19 protein-coding genes are annotated in these 19026 nt (G+C 31.4%); 6 read left to right on the top strand and 13 right to left on the bottom strand.

Going from position 1 to position 19026, the window contains the following annotated elements; translation table 11 throughout:
• Nucleotides 1-120: 120 nt before the first annotated feature.
• Together L1276_RS00595 and L1276_RS00600 are read left to right on the top strand one after the other, a co-directional pair.
• Entirely contained in the window at nucleotides 121-1455 is a 1335-nt protein-coding gene (locus L1276_RS00595; RefSeq protein ID WP_253784414.1) for a DEAD/DEAH box helicase, read from the top strand.
• Nucleotides 1456-1537: 82 nt separating this feature from the next.
• Nucleotides 1538-2797: an NAD(P)/FAD-dependent oxidoreductase gene (locus tag L1276_RS00600; protein ID WP_253784416.1), complete on the top strand. Its 1260-nt coding sequence runs from the start codon at nucleotides 1538-1540 to the stop codon at nucleotides 2795-2797.
• A 72-nt stretch (nucleotides 2798-2869) separates the two neighbouring features.
• Here the strand turns inward: L1276_RS00600 and L1276_RS00605 are convergent, their stop codons facing one another.
• Nucleotides 2870-4099: a multidrug effflux MFS transporter gene (locus tag L1276_RS00605; RefSeq protein ID WP_253784418.1), complete on the bottom strand. Its 1230-nt coding sequence runs from the start codon at nucleotides 4097-4099 to the stop codon at nucleotides 2870-2872.
• A 140-nt stretch (nucleotides 4100-4239) separates the two neighbouring features.
• Between L1276_RS00605 and L1276_RS00610 the strand changes: the two genes are divergently transcribed.
• Both L1276_RS00610 and L1276_RS00615 read left to right on the top strand, forming a co-directional pair.
• Nucleotides 4240-4659 (top strand): hypothetical protein, encoded by a 420-nt coding sequence (locus tag L1276_RS00610; protein ID WP_253784419.1) that lies wholly within the window; start codon nucleotides 4240-4242, stop codon nucleotides 4657-4659.
• Between the two features lie 92 nt (nucleotides 4660-4751).
• A complete protein-coding gene (locus tag L1276_RS00615; protein WP_253784420.1) occupies nucleotides 4752-5135 on the top strand; it encodes a hypothetical protein in 384 nt (127 codons plus the stop codon).
• Between the two features lie 19 nt (nucleotides 5136-5154).
• Here L1276_RS00615 and L1276_RS00620 read toward each other — a convergent pair whose 3' ends face one another.
• The 11 genes from L1276_RS00620 to L1276_RS00670 all read right to left on the bottom strand — a co-directional run bounded on the left by L1276_RS00620 (nucleotide 5155) and on the right by L1276_RS00670 (nucleotide 13564).
• Nucleotides 5155-5562, bottom strand: coding sequence for a helix-turn-helix transcriptional regulator (locus tag L1276_RS00620; protein WP_253786289.1), 408 nt, complete (start codon nucleotides 5560-5562; stop codon nucleotides 5155-5157).
• A gap of 777 nt (nucleotides 5563-6339) precedes the next feature.
• Nucleotides 6340-6783: a hypothetical protein gene (locus L1276_RS00625; protein ID WP_253784421.1), complete on the bottom strand. Its 444-nt coding sequence runs from the start codon at nucleotides 6781-6783 to the stop codon at nucleotides 6340-6342.
• 830 nt (nucleotides 6784-7613) lie between these two features.
• A complete protein-coding gene (locus L1276_RS00630; RefSeq protein WP_253784423.1) occupies nucleotides 7614-8465 on the bottom strand; it encodes a hypothetical protein in 852 nt (283 codons plus the stop codon).
• Nucleotides 8466-8471: 6 nt separating this feature from the next.
• Nucleotides 8472-8993, bottom strand: a complete 522-nt coding sequence (locus L1276_RS00635; protein ID WP_253784424.1) for a hypothetical protein — start codon at nucleotides 8991-8993, stop codon at nucleotides 8472-8474.
• A gap of 157 nt (nucleotides 8994-9150) precedes the next feature.
• The gene (locus tag L1276_RS00640; protein ID WP_065450150.1) at nucleotides 9151-9696 is read right to left on the bottom strand and encodes a hypothetical protein; all 546 of its coding nucleotides are present in this window, start codon (nucleotides 9694-9696) and stop codon (nucleotides 9151-9153) included.
• Nucleotides 9689-9865, bottom strand: coding sequence for a hypothetical protein (locus L1276_RS00645; protein WP_253784425.1), 177 nt, complete (start codon nucleotides 9863-9865; stop codon nucleotides 9689-9691). Before L1276_RS00645 ends, L1276_RS00640 begins: the two co-directional genes overlap by 8 nt.
• A gap of 103 nt (nucleotides 9866-9968) precedes the next feature.
• On the bottom strand, nucleotides 9969-10370 hold the full coding sequence (locus tag L1276_RS00650) for a hypothetical protein (RefSeq protein ID WP_253784427.1): 402 nt from the start codon (nucleotides 10368-10370) through the stop codon (nucleotides 9969-9971).
• A 114-nt stretch (nucleotides 10371-10484) separates the two neighbouring features.
• Nucleotides 10485-10961: a hypothetical protein gene (locus L1276_RS00655; protein ID WP_253784429.1), complete on the bottom strand. Its 477-nt coding sequence runs from the start codon at nucleotides 10959-10961 to the stop codon at nucleotides 10485-10487.
• Between the two features lie 3 nt (nucleotides 10962-10964).
• Entirely contained in the window at nucleotides 10965-11684 is a 720-nt protein-coding gene (locus L1276_RS00660; protein ID WP_253784431.1) for a hypothetical protein, read from the bottom strand.
• Between the two features lie 276 nt (nucleotides 11685-11960).
• Nucleotides 11961-13154 (bottom strand): hypothetical protein, encoded by a 1194-nt coding sequence (locus L1276_RS00665; protein ID WP_253784434.1) that lies wholly within the window; start codon nucleotides 13152-13154, stop codon nucleotides 11961-11963.
• Nucleotides 13155-13237: 83 nt separating this feature from the next.
• The gene (locus tag L1276_RS00670) at nucleotides 13238-13564 is read right to left on the bottom strand and encodes a hypothetical protein (protein WP_253784436.1); all 327 of its coding nucleotides are present in this window, start codon (nucleotides 13562-13564) and stop codon (nucleotides 13238-13240) included.
• 687 nt (nucleotides 13565-14251) lie between these two features.
• On the opposite strand from L1276_RS00670, the gene L1276_RS00675 reads away from it, so the two are divergent.
• Both L1276_RS00675 and L1276_RS00680 read left to right on the top strand, forming a co-directional pair.
• Nucleotides 14252-16165: a DUF294 nucleotidyltransferase-like domain-containing protein gene (locus L1276_RS00675; protein ID WP_253784438.1), complete on the top strand. Its 1914-nt coding sequence runs from the start codon at nucleotides 14252-14254 to the stop codon at nucleotides 16163-16165.
• A gap of 2 nt (nucleotides 16166-16167) precedes the next feature.
• Entirely contained in the window at nucleotides 16168-16764 is a 597-nt protein-coding gene (locus L1276_RS00680; protein ID WP_253784439.1) for a 3'-5' exonuclease, read from the top strand.
• Nucleotides 16765-16838: 74 nt separating this feature from the next.
• Here L1276_RS00680 and acs read toward each other — a convergent pair whose 3' ends face one another.
• Nucleotides 16839-18746, bottom strand: a complete 1908-nt coding sequence (acs, locus tag L1276_RS00685; protein ID WP_253784442.1) for an acetate--CoA ligase — start codon at nucleotides 18744-18746, stop codon at nucleotides 16839-16841.
• Nucleotides 18747-19026: the final 280 nt, after the last annotated feature.

The raw sequence follows: 19026 nt of genomic DNA on the forward strand, positions 1-19026 counted from the left end.
TAAACATAATAAAATTTAGAAAGGAGAAATTGCGATTTAATGTGATTTCTCCTTTTGTCAAACTTATCAGGCTTCTGTGCAACTTGAAACATGAAACCTGAAACAAAAAAACTAAAAATTATGTCTAAACAATTCTCAACATTAGGACTTTCAGCGCCAATTTTAAAAGCTTTAGGCGAATTAAACATTGTTGAACCCACTGAAATTCAACAAAAAACAATTCCGCTTTTACTGTCTGAAACCCACGATGTTGTTGGTTTGGCCAAAACCGGAACCGGAAAAACAGCTGCTTTTGGGCTTCCGTTATTACAATTAATTGACACAGAATCGCCTGTGGTTCAGGCGGTAATTTTAGTTCCAACAAGAGAACTAGGTAATCAGATTTTTAGAAATTTAGAAGATTTTTCAAAATATATTCCCAACATTTCAATTGCAGCAACTTGCGGGGGAATTCCAATTAAGCCTCAAATTGAGCGTCTTACAGCGCCAACACATATTATTGTGGCAACTCCGGGACGTTTAATCGATTTAATCCAAAGGAAAGCGGTTGATTTAAAACAAACTCAGTATTTGATTTTAGATGAAGCCGATGAGATGGTTTCAATTTTAAAAGAAAGCCTTGACGAAATTTTAGCCGAAATTCCTAAAAAACACCGCAGCTTATTATTCTCAGCGACTTTACCAGGAACAATTAAACAATTGATTCAAAACTACTTAAATAAAAATGTAGTTCAGGTAAGCGCTAACATGGAAACTGTTGGTAACCAAGGAATTGATCATGAATATATTGTAGTGGATCCAATTGAAAAATTAGATGTTTTAATGCATTTCCTGAATTCAAGAGAAGGAGAACGAGGCATTATTTTCTGTAAAACAAAAGCTGCCGTTAATAAACTGGCAAAAAATCTGGCTATAAATCGTTTTTCTTCCGGAGCAATCCACGGAAGTTTATCGCAGGGAATTCGTGACAGAATTATGGAACAATTTCGCGAAGGACATATTAATATATTAGTAGCCACCGACTTGGCAGCAAGAGGAATCGACGTTAAAGAAATCTCTTATGTAGTAAATTACCACTTGCCCGATGCTTATGAAACGTATGTTCACCGAAGCGGAAGAACAGCCAGAGCAGGAGCAAAAGGACTTTCTCTAACTGTTTTGCAAGAAGAAGAAGTTGCAGAAATCGCTGATTTTGAAAAAGAACTGGGACTTAAATTTTCTAAATTCCAAAAACCTTCGGCATTGAGCATTGAAGAAAATAATACACTTTTATGGGCAAAACAAATCTTTAAAACAAAACCTAATCACGATATTTCGACAGATTTAAAAACAAAAGTAAAAACCGTTTTTCATCATCTTACAAAAGAAGAACTGATTGAAAAATTGTTAGCCAATTACGTCTTACAAAACAAGATTGAGATTACTGAAAAGCCTGTTAAAAAATTCAAAAAGTAACAAGAATGACATTTGTCATTGTTTATTAAAGTTGTATATTTATAAGGAATTATTTTATAATCCTACTTAATAAACAACATATATGAACATAGTCATAATAGGAGGTGGTTTTGCGGGAATAAATCTCGCAAAAGAACTCGTAGACCATCCAGACATACAAGTAACCCTTGTAGACAAAAACAATTATAACTTTTTTCCGCCGCTTATATATCAGGTTGCAACAGCTTTTTTAGAGCCGTCAAGCATTAGTTATCCTTTTAGAAAATTTTTTGCAGGCAAAAAAAACCTGCAGTTTCGCTTGGGCGAATTACTTTCTGTGGTTCCTGCCGAAAACAAAATAATTTTAAATAACGGCGAATTATCATATGATCATTTGGTTTTTGCTACAGGTGCAGAAACCAGCTATTTTGGTATGGAAAACGTAATGAAAAACGCTATTCCGATGAAAACCTTAAATGATGCCATCGAAATGCGAAATACATTACTTAAAAATCTTGAGAAAGCTGCTATTTGTAAAGACATGCGTAAACGTCGTAAATTATTAACGATCGTAGTCGCTGGAGGCGGGCCAACTGGTGTTGAAGTTTCAGGAATGTTTGCTGAAATGAGAAAAAATATCCTGTTGAAAGAATATCCGGAATTGGATACATCTGCCAGCAATGTTTATTTAGTTGACGGCGGCGATGCTTTGCTGGCACCAATGAGTAAAGCATCTCAAAAAGATACATTAGAAGCCTTAACCAAATTAGGCGTTGTAGTGAAACTAAACAGCCGTGTTACAGATTATGTAGATGATACTGTATTTTTAGAAAACGGCGAAACCATAAAAACTAAAAATTTAATCTGGGCAGCCGGAGTTTCTGCTAAAATATTTGAAGGTATTCCGCAAGAAAGTTACGGTCGCGGCCGAAGAATGGCAACAGATCAATACAATAAAGTAAACGGACTGGAAAATGTGTACGCTATTGGTGATACTGCAATTTTAGCCGGCGATAGAAATTTCCCTGACGGGCATCCGCAAGTAGCACAAGTTGCTATTCAACAAGGATTAAATCTGGCCAAAAACTTCAAAGCAATAGTAAAAAACAAACCATTAAAACCTTTTACTTATAATGACAAAGGTTCTATGGCAATTATAGGAAAAGCAAAAGCCGTAGTAGATTTACCAAGCCCAAAATGGCACTTTAAAGGATTTTTTGCCTGGGTAATCTGGTTGTTTATTCACTTAATCTCACTGATTACCTACAGAAATAGATTAAATACATTCTGGAACTGGATGGTAGCTTATTTTGCAAGAGATCAATCTCTTAGAATGATTATTCGACCTGATAAAAGAAATTAAAAATAAATGCTGGAATAAAAAAAATCAGAATCTTTTAGATTCTGATTTTTTTTATGTTGAAATTTAAAACTTCTAGTGCGCCATCATATTATCGTCATCAGCAGATATTTCTACTTTATTTTTGATAAATTTCTTTCCGATATTTAAAACTATAAAAGCGATAATTGTAGTAACAGTCATAATAAGAACCATTGGCGCTACAGAATCCTTAACAAAGATTCCAACAGCAAATGATGCTAAAGATCCTAATCCTAATTGAATTGCACCCATTAAAGCAGAAGCACTACCGGCATTTTTTGCAAATGGAGCCATTGTAAGTCCGGCAGTATTTGGATTTGAAATTCCCAAACAACCTAAAAATACAAACAGAATTGCTATGATTTCATACAATCCTAACAGATTGTTTAAAGAAAGCACAAGGAAAATAATACTTACAACGGATTGTAAAATTAATGCGCCAAAGATCATCTGTTCGCTAGAAAATCTTCTTAATAAAACCGAATTCAATTGACTTGAACCAATAAAACTAACCGACATAAAGGCAAAAATCCATCCATATGTTTTAGCGTCCACATGGTAAATATCCATAAAAATGATAGGCGAGGCCGCAACATAAGTAAATAATCCCGAAAAAGCGATTGCTCCGGTAAAGGCATACGTATAGAATTGCGGTTCTTTAAGGACTTTTAAAAAGTTCGAAATAATAGGTTTAGGCTTTAAAGATATATAAGTATCTGGTTTATAACTATTTGGTAAACCAATTTGAGCAGCAATCAAAATAGCAATTCCCATAAACATAAGTATAGAAAATACAGTATGCCAGCCATAATCTTCGGTAACATAACCGCCAATTGTAGGTGCCAGCATCGGCGAAAGCCCTAAAACAAGCATTAACAATGAAAATACTTTTGGAATATCTTTTACAGGAAATAAATCACGAACCATTGCTACAGAAGCAACAGTTGCAGCACAGCTGCCAATAGCCTGAACGAAACGTAAGACAATAAACACATCAATATCAGTTACATAAGAACATCCTAAAGAAGCTAAAATATAAACCATCAAACCAATAAATAAGGGTTTTTTACGCCCAAAACGGTCTAATAAAGGCCCATAAAGTAACTGTCCGGCAGAAATTCCAATAAAATAACTGGATAAGCTCATAGAAACTTTTGCTACAGAAGTATTTAAATCTTTGGCAATACCAGAGAATCCGGGTAAATACATATCAATTGAAAAAGGGCCAAGTGCAGTTAAAGAACCTAAAATAAGGATAAGTTGAATGTATTTTTTTGTTGTCATTTTCTTAAAATATTGCTTTTAATTTCGTGCAAAGATAAATATTAAGTACCTTGTTGTAAATAATAATTACTTTAATTCAAAAAGTGATATTATATAACGTTTCAAAAATGTTTTGAAACAATAACTTAAAACTAAAATTTATGAAAAAATTCACTTTACTATTAGCATTTATTTTTACAACAATTTCTTTTGCTCAAACTATTTCATCAAAACAAGAAGATGCAAATGTGGAGCAATATGCATTACTAACAAAAGTAAATCAATATTATCCGGATATTACTTTGAGCAAAATGGTTACAAATTTTTACGCTGATGGAAAAATTATTGATTCACAGCAGCAATTTGATTTAAAAGGAACAAAATTTTCAAGCTATAAGCTTGGAATTGAACCAGATAATAAAAAATTATTATTTGAATATGTTTCTGATGAAACCGGAAAAGTTTACGGTGACGTTTCGCTTTTTAACGGAAATGTATTGAGAACAACATTTACTGAAAAGACAAATCAGATTGAAGTTTCGCTTAACGGAAAATCGGTTTATTTGAAAAAATTAAATTAAATTTTCAAATACGGGAAATATGAAGCATCACAAATTTATGTGATGCTTTTTTTTGATTTATATTTGAATCATAATTCAGCATATTTAAATCCATGAAAAAAATTATTTTATTTCTGATTCTGATCAATTTTCAATCGTATTCACAAACCAACAAATTTACCGGCACATGGGGATCAGAAAAATGCAAAGACTGTAAAAAACAATATGTTTTTACCATTACAATGGCGCAGTCAAATTATATGATTTCTGGAACTGCAGAAGTTACAAGCGATTCTAAAGAATTAAATTCGGGAGTTTTAGATATTACGGGATATGTTTATCCATTGGGCGACACGGCTCAAATAAAACTGACAAATAAAGACGGATCAAGTTCAAGCGCAGTTTTAGTAGTAGAAGATAATGTCATTCAATTTAGAAAACGAGGCGGCAGTGATTTAGTGCCAAAAGAGTTAATTATAAAGAAATTAAACGAATAGTGTCGTAGTAATCTTTTTTTTATTTTCCCTGAATCAATTTTTCCAATTTATCGATCATTTCCTTTTGCTGCAATAACATGCGCTCGTAAAGCTCCACCATTTTATCTAAAGGATTGAATGTACAATTGAAATTTGCCTGTGCACCATCTGTAAAAGTATTCGCAACAGCACTGTCGTGGAAAGTATTTGCTATGATATTAATTGCTGAATCTTCGTCAAAATTTTCAATAGCTTCAACAGGTACTTTAAGAATTTTAGCAACCTGGCCTAAAATATCATTTTCTATCAATTCTTTTTGTTCCAAAAGAGAAATTTTCTTCTGATTCCAATCTTCTCCCAATTCATAGGCGAGGGCTTCTTGTTTTATGCCCAGCATTTCACGGAAACGTTTTATATTTCTGCCTTGATGTATTTTCTTCTCTGTCATATTGATATGTATCGTAAATGTCAAATATAGGATTTTTACTTAAAATAATTAAAACATATTCGATTTAATCCTCAACATGGGTTTACTTTATTGAGTGCGTATAAATGCGATATTTGAAAAAAAATATTTTTATTTTCGAAATACGAGAAATTTAAAGCTTATCAGATGATCAGTTATTGTTGAATTTTGAATTCTTATAAATTCGTTATTTCAAAAAAAATTAAATTATTTTAGAAATACGAGAAATTTAAAGCTTACCAGATGATAAGTTATTGTTGAATTTTGAATTCTTATAAATCCGTTATTTGAAAAAAAATAAATTTATTTTCGAAATATGAGAAATTTAAAGCTTACCAGATGATCAGCCAAAAAATCAATATTTGAGAAATAAAAAAATATTTTCGAAATAAGAGAAATTTGATTCAGTATCATAATACAACATATTATTTTATAAACTCAATTATGGAATCTAGATAAAGGTATCATTTCAAAAAAAAAAAAAAAATTATCATTTCAAATACAAGAAATATGAAGAACAATATCAGATTCATTAGAAACATAATTAAACGTTTACAAATGGATAAGCTATATTTAAAGCTATATATTAATGAACTATAATTTATAGTATGATTTGCAGTATGTCCAAGAAGATGTTAACAACTTTATCAACAGAATTTTTAACCCGTATTTTTGAAGAAATCTAATATATAAAAATTTGGAACATAAAAAAAGCCCCGTTTTATTGGGGCTTATTTATTGAATATTAATAGGTAAAGTTTATCCCTTTACTTCATTTATTAGTTTACCATTTATAAAATACTGCATCAATGATTTTCCTTTATCAAGCTTGTAAAGGGTTCTAACTGTATTACCATCAAACATTCTTACCTCCCCAAATGTTAACACATTATCAGGAGTAACAAATGTATAAGACAAACATCGATTATCTAAAATTGTGACATTATACAATTTAAATTTTGAAACATTCTCATAAATCAAATCAGCAGAAAGCAATTCGTTAGTTTTAAAATTATTTTTAAATTTATTTTTAACCTGTTTACTTATCATAATATCGGGATAAATAGAATTAACTTTTTTTATTAGCTCGTACTGCTCAATTGTCGCAATGTCTGATTTTTCAAGATAAACTTTCATATCTGAATCCTGAGCAAAAACTGGTATTGACAGTAAAATAAAAAGTAGTAAAGTAATTTTTTTCATGTGGTTTTTGTTTTGTGAGTTTATAATTACTAAAGATTTTCAAATATAGTGCCAATAATTTTAATTTCACTTTGTCAATTGCTATAAAAGAATAAATAATTATACCTATCTAATTACTCCACTTATGAGTAAATAGTTGTTAATAAGTCTTTAAATTAGGTGATATAGAAGCCTTGCCTGTAAGAAGTAGAATGTGTATTTTTACAAATAAGAAAAACACCCTGTTTACATGGTGTAAGCAGGGCTTAAAATTTTTCTTTGAAATCATGGATAAATTACCGCCGAAATGGATAAAATTCCAGATCATTATTTCCGCAGTCACAATTGCATGGGAAATAATTCATTACTTTATTTAATTTTAAGTTAGAGTACTACCAATACTTTAACTTTACTAAAGAGCCTAGCCATTGTGCTAGGTTTTCTTTTTATTAAATTACGGAAAACCGTATTTTATGAATTAAACTATTTGATAAACGATGTCGTTTTTCAAACAACTTGCACAAAAATACAACTTTATTTATTTATTTCTACAAGCAATAATAATTAATTTTTCACGGTTTAATTAAATTTTAACAAATTGATGTTTTGCATTAAATAGACAAGCCTTTGTAAATTAATACAAAGGCTTATCTATTATATAATCATTGAAGTATTGCCGAGAAATATAATTACCAGTCTTCCTATTGTAAATATTAATGTAGTGATAATCAAATCCGACATTTTTACACCAGTTATGAAGGTAAAATATTGACTTGCAAAACTCAATTTTAATAGGTCTTATAGATTTATCTTTATTAAAGATTGTACAGCTGTAAGGCGTTGGAGTAGTATTAGCCATAAATATTACTAATTTGAATCTCTACTTCATGGAGCAGGTTTTTAATCTTAAAACCACCGTTCACACAAACAAAGGTCGACATATCAAATTCACCCTTTTTTATGATACTTGTGCCAACTTCTATATAATTGACTAATACCCAAAATTCATTAGTTCGAATATCTGTAAAAATCCAAACTGCCAAGCCATAAGGATATGACGTTTTTGTAGTAGTCATTTTTATGTAATAATCGCCAAACTGAACAATACCACCATTATTCTGAACAGGAAAAGAACTAACTAAATCATAGCCATTTCTAATATAATTTGGACTTTCTCCCTGAAAGTCCACGCTATCCAAATGAGTCGAGTTTCTATAAGTGTCAATTCCTAGAGTGTAAAATTTATTATCTCCCTGAATTGTTCCCAATCTCATAAATGAGTAAACCCTTGTATCTACCTGATAACCTGAACCCGCAGTAAAACGACCATCTAAACGAAATTGAGGTAATTTATATTCTTTAAGGTATCTTAATGGTTTTTTTTGAAAATCACTAAAGTTTGAAATTTCGACACTACTTGAACCATTTGAATAAGGAACGCTTAAATAAATTTCCGTAAATGCAGTAGCAAAATAATTTTCTGGAATTACATTTAAATCGACATTCCCTAAATCATTAATCACCGAAAGCATAGGCAAACTATCGTAATTTATAAAGTCAACACCCTGAACACGTTTATTATCAATAAATACTGATAATATAAAAAATGGCGTTTGAATGCCTCTTACAGAATATCCCTCAAATGCTTCAAGTTCTTTGACTTTAACTGCATAAGTATCATCTATATATTGAATAAAGTTCATATCTGATTAATTAAATAACGGAACTTTTTTTAATTCCGAGGTTGATAAATATTTTTTTAAATCAGCCTTTAAATCACGTCTTGTAATAACATAATAACAGCCGATTACTAAAGGAACAGTTGTAACTTGTTTTACTTTCAATAACTCGTTAATTGTTTCCTTTTCATTTTCGAAATTAGAAAACGGCTCAGTTATCCAAGTGTACCAAGGTGAATCTTTCGTTTGCTTATTTGTTCCCAACCATACTGCCAAAGATTCTGCTATGTCATGAACTTCTTTACGAGGTGTAATTTTGTTCAATTCAATTTCTTTTGTCATTGGATTAGAAACCGCAATTTTTAAATCTTTTTCTGCATCTTCCAAAGCTTTTTCCTCAGCATCTTGTGTGAATTTAGCATACCATTTTTTTAATAATGGATAACAAACAATTATACCGACGCATAAAAGCCAGTATTTTTGCAGAAAATCAAAGAGCCAAACAGTATTGGCTTGGCTCTTTGTTCTATTAACTATCTCTCTTTGAGCCATAATTATTTTTTCTTAAATAATTTATAAGCTAAAAGTCCTGCTACAGCAACTAATACAACATTTGCAATAGTTTTATTGTTTGCGTAAAAAAGTTTGATTTTATCTAACATCTTGTTTAAATTTTGAATTAATAATTTTTATCTTTTTGGGCGTTTGTTTAGACTGTAACGCTGTAAACAGTATAAAAAAAAAGCAGTACAGGAATAATCAAATAATTGAATTTGAATTTCTTTTTAGCCGTTACCGTAACGGTTGCAAGATTGTAATCTCCCATAATGTCAATAGCATCTTGAATGTCCGAATCGTAAATCAAATTATGATCAGGCGAGCATTCATGTTTAATAATTGCCCTTGCAATGACTAAGTAAAACTTTGCATCTACAATTTTGATAGTTTGGTCAGGGTCTAAGCCTACAGCTTTTGAAATAACCTCAATGTACTTTTGAGTATCATTTTCAAATGGCGGTGCATATTCAGTTATAAGCTTCCTTACTGTATTTTTACCTTTATCGATATCATTTGTCAAATCTCGCAACATGGCACGAATACCAAATTTCACTTCTGTAAACTGTTCAAAATGTTTATCGGTATTTTGAGCATTTGGAATTTTACCCTGCCAAGCAATATTTGTCAAAACCAAGTTACCCGGATTATTATTTCGTATACCTCGAGTTAATTCTTTTCTGCCTAGATAATTACTCATTCTCTTCTGTAATTAAAGGTTTAGTAGGTGTTTGCGGTTCATCTTTTCCGAAATCAAGCTTACCTAATTCATCAGAAACGACCTGAATACCTTTTAAAATAGCAGTTACAACCGCACCATATTTAACGATAATACCAATTATCGAAACAATTCCTTTCAAATTTTTCATTACTTATTTTGTTTTAATTGTTTTCTTTTTTCTAAATACTCTTTGAGTAAATCCACCCCCTCATGGAGTATAAGAGGGAGGAACTTTAATATGACCTTAAACATTAGTTCGAGCGAATAAATGTACCTGCGTAACCTCCGTTTTTTGCACGTGGGTTAATGACAAAAGCCATGCTGTCAATTACCACTTTACCGCCATTTTTCTGCATTGTACCCCAGTGGAAAGATTGAACACCTGTTTTAGTGTTTGTAAAAGTGCATGCTACAGAACCGAACCAACCTTTTTCTGAAAGATTTGATTTAGTAGTTGTTACACATTTAATTGCAATCAATTCTCCTTTAGACAATCTCCAACCAGTTGTTAAATGCTGTTCAACACCTTTATTTGGTCCTGAAACAGGCATGTAAGTAGTAGACTTTGCGCCTGAATGCTTTACTTTTTGTTGGTTATTATTGTTACTATAATTCTGATTATTAGAATTATAATTCTTTTTATTTTGTGCCATTACTTTATAATGTGTTTAATTAATAATATGATTTCAGCCAGTTTTTTTAGTGTGATTACTGCCGAATCTATCAGAAATACAATAAGATAGATTCGATAGTAATTTTTCGGTTTGCTATCTCTTTCTAGCAACTCTTTTGCCTGAATTATTGCGGTCACGTCTTAAAAACCAAATCAATGCAATAAGACCAGCGACAGCACCTAAAACAATTTTCCAGTTTCTTTGAAACCAAACCTTAATAGTTGAACTTACTACAGTAGCACCAACCTGACCGCTTCCCTGAACAAATCCAGTACTTAAACCGTCATTAATCCCAGTTGTTACGGCTTTTGCGAAAATCTGAGAACCTGCATTTGCTACAGCACCAGCCGTTTGACTTGCTACAGCTAAAGCTTGCTGATTATTATATTCAGCTTGCGCCGCATTGTTTGCTTTTTTTGCTTCGTGAGCATCTTGCAAATTCTGCGAGATGTTTTGAACCGCTCCACCAACGAAAGGTATTGCGCCCATAATAGGAGTAGCGACCTTTACCAAATTTTTGAACGAAACATTTTTCTTAATCGCTGTTCCAATTTTTTTGAAAAATCCCATAGCTTACACAGTTTTTAAACATCTTACGACGAAATTAATAATTGAGCCTTGTGACTTATTGATTTCAATACCAACCACAGCCACTAAAGGCAAGGTTAATCTATCAGTTAAGCCTTGTAAAACTTTTCCATCTGACAAAACAGCTTGGATTGGGTCAATATCACGGCTTAAGGTTTGCAATTCGAATGGTAGATATTTTACAACCTGACCATTTGAGTACTGATAAGACAAATCACTTACTGAATCGTCAACAGTCATAACAGCCAAATCAAATCCCTGAACATCAATTTTTTTGTTGAACTCTTCTGATGCAACAGATTTTTGTTCGAAGAAAAATAAATTGTTCGTTTGTTGTGGCTCTTCAATACCATGTAATTCGTAACGTTTATCTGTAATTAAATCTTCAAGAGTAATTTTAATACTCTCTTTATCTGCAAGATAAATTGAACCTTCGTCTGCCAATTCGCATAATGCAATCAGGGCATTATCAGCATCGGATTGCGTGTTTTCAGTTCCGTAGGTACTTGCTAAAATGAAATCTTTAAGCAACACTTTGTTTGCTAAAATGACATTCGAACCGTTTCCACGTTCAATGTAAATACTAATTTTTTCAGTTGTTAAGGCTGATAAAGCCAAATCACTTGAAAGAATCAAAGCACCGATTGCTTTTGTTACTTGTAATTCTGGCGATTTTGTAACGCCTGTAATAGTTGCAATTTTCATTTGTTATAAATTTTATTTGTTTAATTTCTTTCACAAAGGTTATTGCAACTATTATTCGACGTTCCCTAAAATTCCCTATAATTCCCTATTTTTCCCTAATTTTCCCTATAATATGCCGTAGTTTATTAAGTCTTGAACGGTTAAATAGTTCCTTTTTAAAGCAAGAGAATCAATAATTGTTTGATATTCTTTACAAGCAGTTTTATAGCTTAATTCAAGAATATGCATTAATTGGGTTTTAGTTACTTTTTGGCTTGTATTCTGTGTTTTCATGGCTTATAGAAATAAAAGTTGATGTTCGTGGAATAATTCAGAATCAAAATCATTTACTAATTTTTCCTTTGTTCTAAATTCGTGTAGATAGAAATGTAATTTGTTTTGAAACCAATTCATAAGTGGTTTTTCTGTAATCATGTCTAAATCTTCAAGTAAAAGATTTAGAGCAACGATATAAGATATATCCTGATTGTTTGCGTAGTATTCTCGAAATAGAGATTTTGCAAGGCGTTTTTTAATTGTTGTCGAAGAAAGAACAACCCTTTTTAAACGTTTGATTATAGGATTGAATTTTGTTATTTGAGATTGTAAAAAATCAAAATCGAACAACACTATAAGCTTTTCTTTATTGATTTGACTTTTACCAGTATTCTCACGAAGTTCAAAAAAACCTTTATTTGCAATTTTTAATAATTCATAAAGGTTTGCTTTATCAAAAATACCCCAAGTCATTGTTTGACTGATATTTAAATCTAATTTTGAATATTCATTTAAACCTCTAAAAAACGCTGAATTTAACTGATATTCAAAACGCCAAACATTGTCATTTTTCAAACCATTATTTGCGTAATATTCGTTTATATATGGTTTTTCAGTCAGTTGCAACGACAGCGTTTTGTTATAGCATCGTATTATTTTGTCAGATGTTCTTTTCCCAATTTGGAAACCGTTAAGTATTGATTTTCCTTTATAGGTTTCAAAATAGCTTTGTAAATTTTTAGGACGCCCCGAAATAAGGTAGTTACCTGCAACAACATTACTATATAAATTACGGTAAGAATTGTTGATATCAGACTTATCAAGGCAGATATCCAGTCTATTAACAGACTTAAATATGTAGTTTGTTTCATCGCAAAAAGCGTTTATGACACCTCTTAAGGCATCGTTAGACAATGTGTAAAATAGATTGTTTTCGAATTGTAGTTGTGCAAATTGTTCGCTCATAATTGCCGAGCGTGGTCTTGCTGTATAAATTCCAATTTTTAAATCTTCATAATATAAATCTGCTCTAAGTTCAAAAATCTTAGTTCCGTATTCATAAGGTTTTAGGCGAAACTTTGAATGTTCGGGAAATTCACCAAACGGCTGTCCCTCTAGATTGATAATTAAGTAGTCTATATTTATAAGAGTAGGTTTTAAATTATTGTTCTTGAATTTAGTTTGGGCTTGATGCCTTTCTTTATATGAAATCATTGTTTTTTAGTAGGTTTGAGTGAGTTAGTTGCCGTTATACCCTACGGCAACAATTGAAAAATCGAAAGGGGAGTAGCAAAAAATTAATTTTCCGAATCCTGCCAAAGTGAATAATGATTTTTAGGTAAATCATTTATTGTAAATTCTTTCTTTGATATAGCTTCGGTTATTTTCTTTTCAACTTCAAAAAATTTGTTTTTATAGTTTGAAATCTCAGAATTAAAAAAAACATTTATCTGCTGACCAATTTTTTTAATTTCTCTAATCGTAAAATCATGCTGATGTTTAAGCCCCAGTAAGTCAACAGTTTCTACAGGATATTTTGAATACTCGTTTAAATCATGATTTAAACCAGCTAATTCCAAGATTAAATTTTCTCGTTTTTGAATTAAAAGTATAATTGTTGACATATATTAAGGTGTTAAAAGATTATGTTTAAGAAGTTTTGTAATAAGCGTTTTCTGAGAATTGCAGTAAAAAATAAATTCATGAACACAAAAAGATTGTGTTACTATAAAGCAATCCGTACAAACTTTAATTGTAATTCCTATATTTGAACCACGGATTCTTAGAAATAATGTTTTAAACTTTAAATGAGAGGTTTTGCAAAATGGGCGCATTTTTTTTAAAAATGTTTTTGCATTGAAATTCGTGTGACGCATCTTGTTTAATTCAACAAGTAATAGAGTGTAATTCTCTAATGAAGATCGTTTTAAAGCCATTTGGTATAGTTAATAAGTTATACCACAAATGAACTATAATTTATATTATGTAAAATAGAAATTATAAAAAACTTCCGGTATATCATTCAGATCCTTCATTAGTTGAGTTAGCTTATTCTCTTTCTTATAAACTGAGAAACAGTATCATTAAAAATGAATCTGTAACGAATTGAAAAAAGCATATTATTGGATTTTAAATTATAGATAATCAGATAATTATTCAAATTTGAAAGATCAAAAAAGCATTTTAAAGCCTTGAATCCAGTAATTCTTAACATTTCTTTAAAATAATCAGATTCTAATCAAGATGCTTTCATTGTACGAGTTTATTTTATTATTTTTACATTCAATATTTTAAAAAATATTATCACTTATATGAATACAATTGCTGAGCATATTGCTGATTTTTTAAAAGAATACCCGCCATTTGATAATTTAACCTTCCAGGAATTATCAGATATTGCTACAAATATTCGTGTTATCAATTTAGAAAAACATGCAGTATTGTTTCAAAATAATGATCCGCTGCACGACAGTTTCTATGTTGTAGCATCTGGTGTTATTAATTTAACGACAATTGCTGATGCTGAGGAAACTATTATTAATAAATGCCACGAAGGCGATATTTTTGGCTTACGTCCGTTTTTTGCCAAAAATAATTATATGATGACAGCAAAAGCACGTGAAGAAAGTATTATATATGCTATTCCAATTGCTGTTTTCAGACCTTTTGTTGCCAATAATTCTGATGTTTTAAACTTTTTGCTTGAAAGTTTTGCAATAAATTCAAGACATACAAAAGATAATGCGCGTTCTAACAGCAAATTAGATCCTGATAATGTATTTATTGATCAACAGTCAGAAATACAATATATTCAGTCTCTTGCTTACAACAATTCACCTTTAACAACTGAATCTCATCATGTTGTAAAAGATGTTGCGATTTTAATGACAGAATCGATGGTTGATAATATCGTAGTCTGCGAAAAAACTCATCCTATTGGTATTGTAACCCATTCTGATTTAGCTTCGAAAATAGCAACCGGCCGTTATCCAATTACTGAAACGATTGATAAAATTATGTCTTCGCCTGTAGTTACCGTAATTGAGAATGTTTCTCTTGCCGAAGCTCAATTATTAATGCTGAAACATAATGTATCGCACCTTTGTGTAACAAAAGACGGTACAAGTAAATCTGCTGTAAAAGGAATTATTTCTGAACACGATTTAGTTGTAGCTCAAGCTAGTAACCCGGGTGTTTTAATTAAAGAAATTAAACGCTCACAGTTACCAAAAGATCTAAAACAAATTCGTGATCGTTTGTCTGATTTGATTCAAAACTCAATCCAGAAAAATATACCAATTTCGCACGTTAGTAATATTGCCAGCGAAATTAATCTGGCTATAATTAAACGTGCTGTCGAATTGTCTATTTTAGATTTAGGCTCTCCTCCTGCCAGATTTGCTTGGTTAAGCATTGGAAGTCAAGGACGTAAAGAGCAGTTATTATTGACAGATCAGGATAGTATTTTGATTTTTGAAGATGTTGCTCCGGAGAAATATCGTGAAGTAAAAGATTATTTCTTAAGACTGGCAAAACGCACTACAGCTATCCTTGAAAAAGTGGGTTATGAATATTGTCCAAACGGACACATGGGAAGCAATATGTTATGGTGTAAATCATTGAGTGACTGGACAAAACAATACAACAGCTGGATGAATACTCCAGGTGAAAACAGTAATGATTTGAGCAGTATTTTCTTTGATTATGAAATAGTTATTGGTGAACCAAAAATCGAGGAAGTTATTGAAAATGTAGTATTTAAAAATGCTGTAAACAATACATTATTCTTTGATTTCTTAGGTAATGATGCGTTAAAAAGAAACTCCCCTTTAAGTTTCTTTAAAAAATTCATTGTTGAAGAAGAAGGTCCTCATAAAGGAAAATTTGACATTAAAACCCGTGCTTTAATGCCTTTAATTGACAGCGCACGTTTGTTGATTTTAAGCGCCAATATCAAAGGAATTAAAAATACATATTTAAGATTCAAGCAATTAGCTATCACAGATTCTAAAAACGCAGAAATATATTTAAGTTGTGCCGAAGCTTTTCTAACACTTTCAAAGTTTAGAACTATGGAAGGTTTTAAAAATGACGATTCGGGGCAATATATCAATTTAAGAGAAATGTCTAAAACAGACAAAGAGAAGTTAAAAAATGCTTTAACCCCGATGAAAGACCTTGAGGAACTAATAAAGAGTAAATTTCAACTTACACAATTCTCATAAATATGCTAGACTGGCTTAAAAACATCAACAAGGAATATCCGGAATTCTGGAAAGATTACTTGACAAAATTAGAGGCAAAACCAAGCAAATTTGTGGTTTTGTCTACCGAAACTTCGGGCTTAAATCCTAACAAAGATGTTATTTTATCTTTGGGAGCTTTTTCGGTTATTGATGACAGTGTTGTAATTAAAGAAAATTTTGAAGCTGTTTTACTCCAATATAAATTCTTAGAAGACAATGGACTTTCTAATGAGTTCATTATTGAAAGTAAAATGACAAAAATGCCAGAAGCTGAAGCTTTAGAGGCTTTTATTAATTTTCTGGGAAATGCTGTTCTGGTGGGCCATCATATCAATTTTGACATTGAGATGTTAAATGCTGCCCTAGAAAGATTAGATTGCGGCCGATTAAAAAATGAAGCTTTGGACATTGATGTTATGTATCGAAAATTAACTGATATTAATGACAAACAATTTTCTTTAAACGATTTATGCGAGATTTATAAAATTCCTAAAAGCGACAGAAACTCTTCTGCAGAAGATGCTTATAAAATTGGGCTTTTGTTCTTGAAACTGAAATCTCGATTAGGAATTAAATAGAATTATAATTATTTACAAAGCAAAAAAAATGCCTCTTAATTAAGAGGCATTTTTTATATTTATAAAATCGAGTATTACACTCTTTCTTTCATAATTTGTTCTACAACTTCCGGATTCAATAATGTTGTTGTATCTCCAAAGTTAGAGAAATCTCCTTCTGCAATTTTACGCAAAATTCTACGCATAATTTTTCCTGAACGAGTTTTTGGTAAACCAGAAACGAATTGGATTTTATCTAATTTCGCTATTGGCCCAATGTGATCAGAAATATATTGATTGATCTCTTTTGTTAAATTTTCTTTATTTCTAACTTCTCCAGTTTCTTTCAGAATAACAAAACCATATAATGCATTTCCTTTAATATCATGTGGGAAACCTACAATTGCAGATTCTGCAACGGCTTGATGTTCATTGATAGCATCTTCAATAGGAGCAGTTCCTAAATTATGACCAGAAACAATTACAACATCATCTACTCTGCCCGTAATTCTGTAATATCCTACTTCATCACGTAACGCACCGTCTCCTGTAAAATATTTTCCAGGGAAAGCAGAAAAATAAGTTTCTTTATAACGATCGTGATTACCCCATATTGTTCTTGCGATTCCTGGCCACGGGAATTTAATACATAAACTGCCCACAACTTGGTTTCCTTCGATTTCATTACGCTTTTCATCCATTAAAACAGGCTGAATTCCCGGTAATGGCAACGTTGCATAAGTTGGTTTTGTAGGGGTAACAAAAGCAATTGGCGAAATCATAATTCCTCCAGTTTCTGTCTGCCACCAAGTATCTACAACCGGACATCTTTTATCTCCTACGTGGTCATTAAACCAGTGCCAAGCCTCTTCGTTGATTGGCTCTCCAACAGACCCAATAACTTTAAGAGATTTTAGAGGATATTTTTGAATATAATCTAAACTTTCTTTTGCTAATGAACGAATTGCTGTAGGTGCTGTATAAAATTGTGTGATTTTATGTTTTTCAATAATATCCCAAAAACGGCTGAAATCCGGATAAGACGGTACTCCTTCAAAAATTACAGTTGTACCACCGTTTAATAATGGTCCGTATAATATATAAGAGTGACCTGTGATCCATCCAATATCAGCAGTACACCAAAAAATATCATTTTCTTCGTGGCTGAATACATTTTTGAATGTATAAGCTGTATAAACCATGTATCCGGCTGTGGTATGCACCATTCCTTTTGGTTTTCCTGTTGATCCTGAAGTATACAAAATAAATAAAGGATCTTCGGCATCCATAATTTCAGCAACACTGTTATCAAGGGCTGCGTCTAATAAAGGCTGCAACCAAACATCACGGCCTTCTTTCATTGAAACTTCTGTTTTAGTTCTTTTTACAACCAAAACTCTCGAAACAGATGGACAGGTATCTAAAGCTTCATCAACGATTGCTTTTAAATCAATTGTTTTGTTTCCTCTATAACCTCCATCAGATGTAATCACCATTTTGCATTCACAGTCATTAATTCTGGCAGACACTGCTGAAGCAGAAAATCCGGCAAAAATTACAGAGTGAATCGCACCAATTCTGGCACAAGCCAAAACAGCAACAGCTAATTCAGGAATCATTGGCAAATAAATACAAACACGGTCTCCTTTACGAATTCCCTGCTCGCGCAAAACATTCGCCATTTTAGAAACTCTTTCGTATAATTCGTTGTAAGTTATATGTAATTCACTTTCAGAAGGATCATTTGGCTCAAAAATAATAGCCGTTTTATCTCCTCTTTTGCTTAAGTGTCTATCGATGCAGTTTTTGGTAATGTTAACTTTTGCTTCGGTAAACCATTTTACTTCGGCATCAGCCATATTAAAATCAACAACTTTCTCCCACTGTTGATACCAAGTAAAATTTTCTTCAGCAATTTTTCCCCAAAATTTCCTCGGCTCTCGTATTGACTTATTGTAATGTTTAAAATATTGTTCTAAATTTTCAATTTTATAATAACTCATAGTTTTGTGGAATTTTTTTATAAATGTATTAAATATGCACGTATTCTTAAAATTATTTAATTCATAAATTTTGGCAAAAAAAAACATATAATAAATAAAATATAAGCTTTTTTTAAAGTTATCCTAAAAAAACACATTTTAAAGGAAAATGTAAATCACAAAAAAGGCATGACAAACAAATTATCATACCTTTTTATTTAACAAATTTCAATAACAATTAATTTTGTAATTCTGTATTACAATACTTTACCTATTTCGAAAATAGCAGCATCTTTATTAA

Source organism: Flavobacterium sp. HSC-32F16 (assembly GCF_024171645.1).
Lineage (GTDB): Bacteria > Bacteroidota > Bacteroidia > Flavobacteriales > Flavobacteriaceae > Flavobacterium.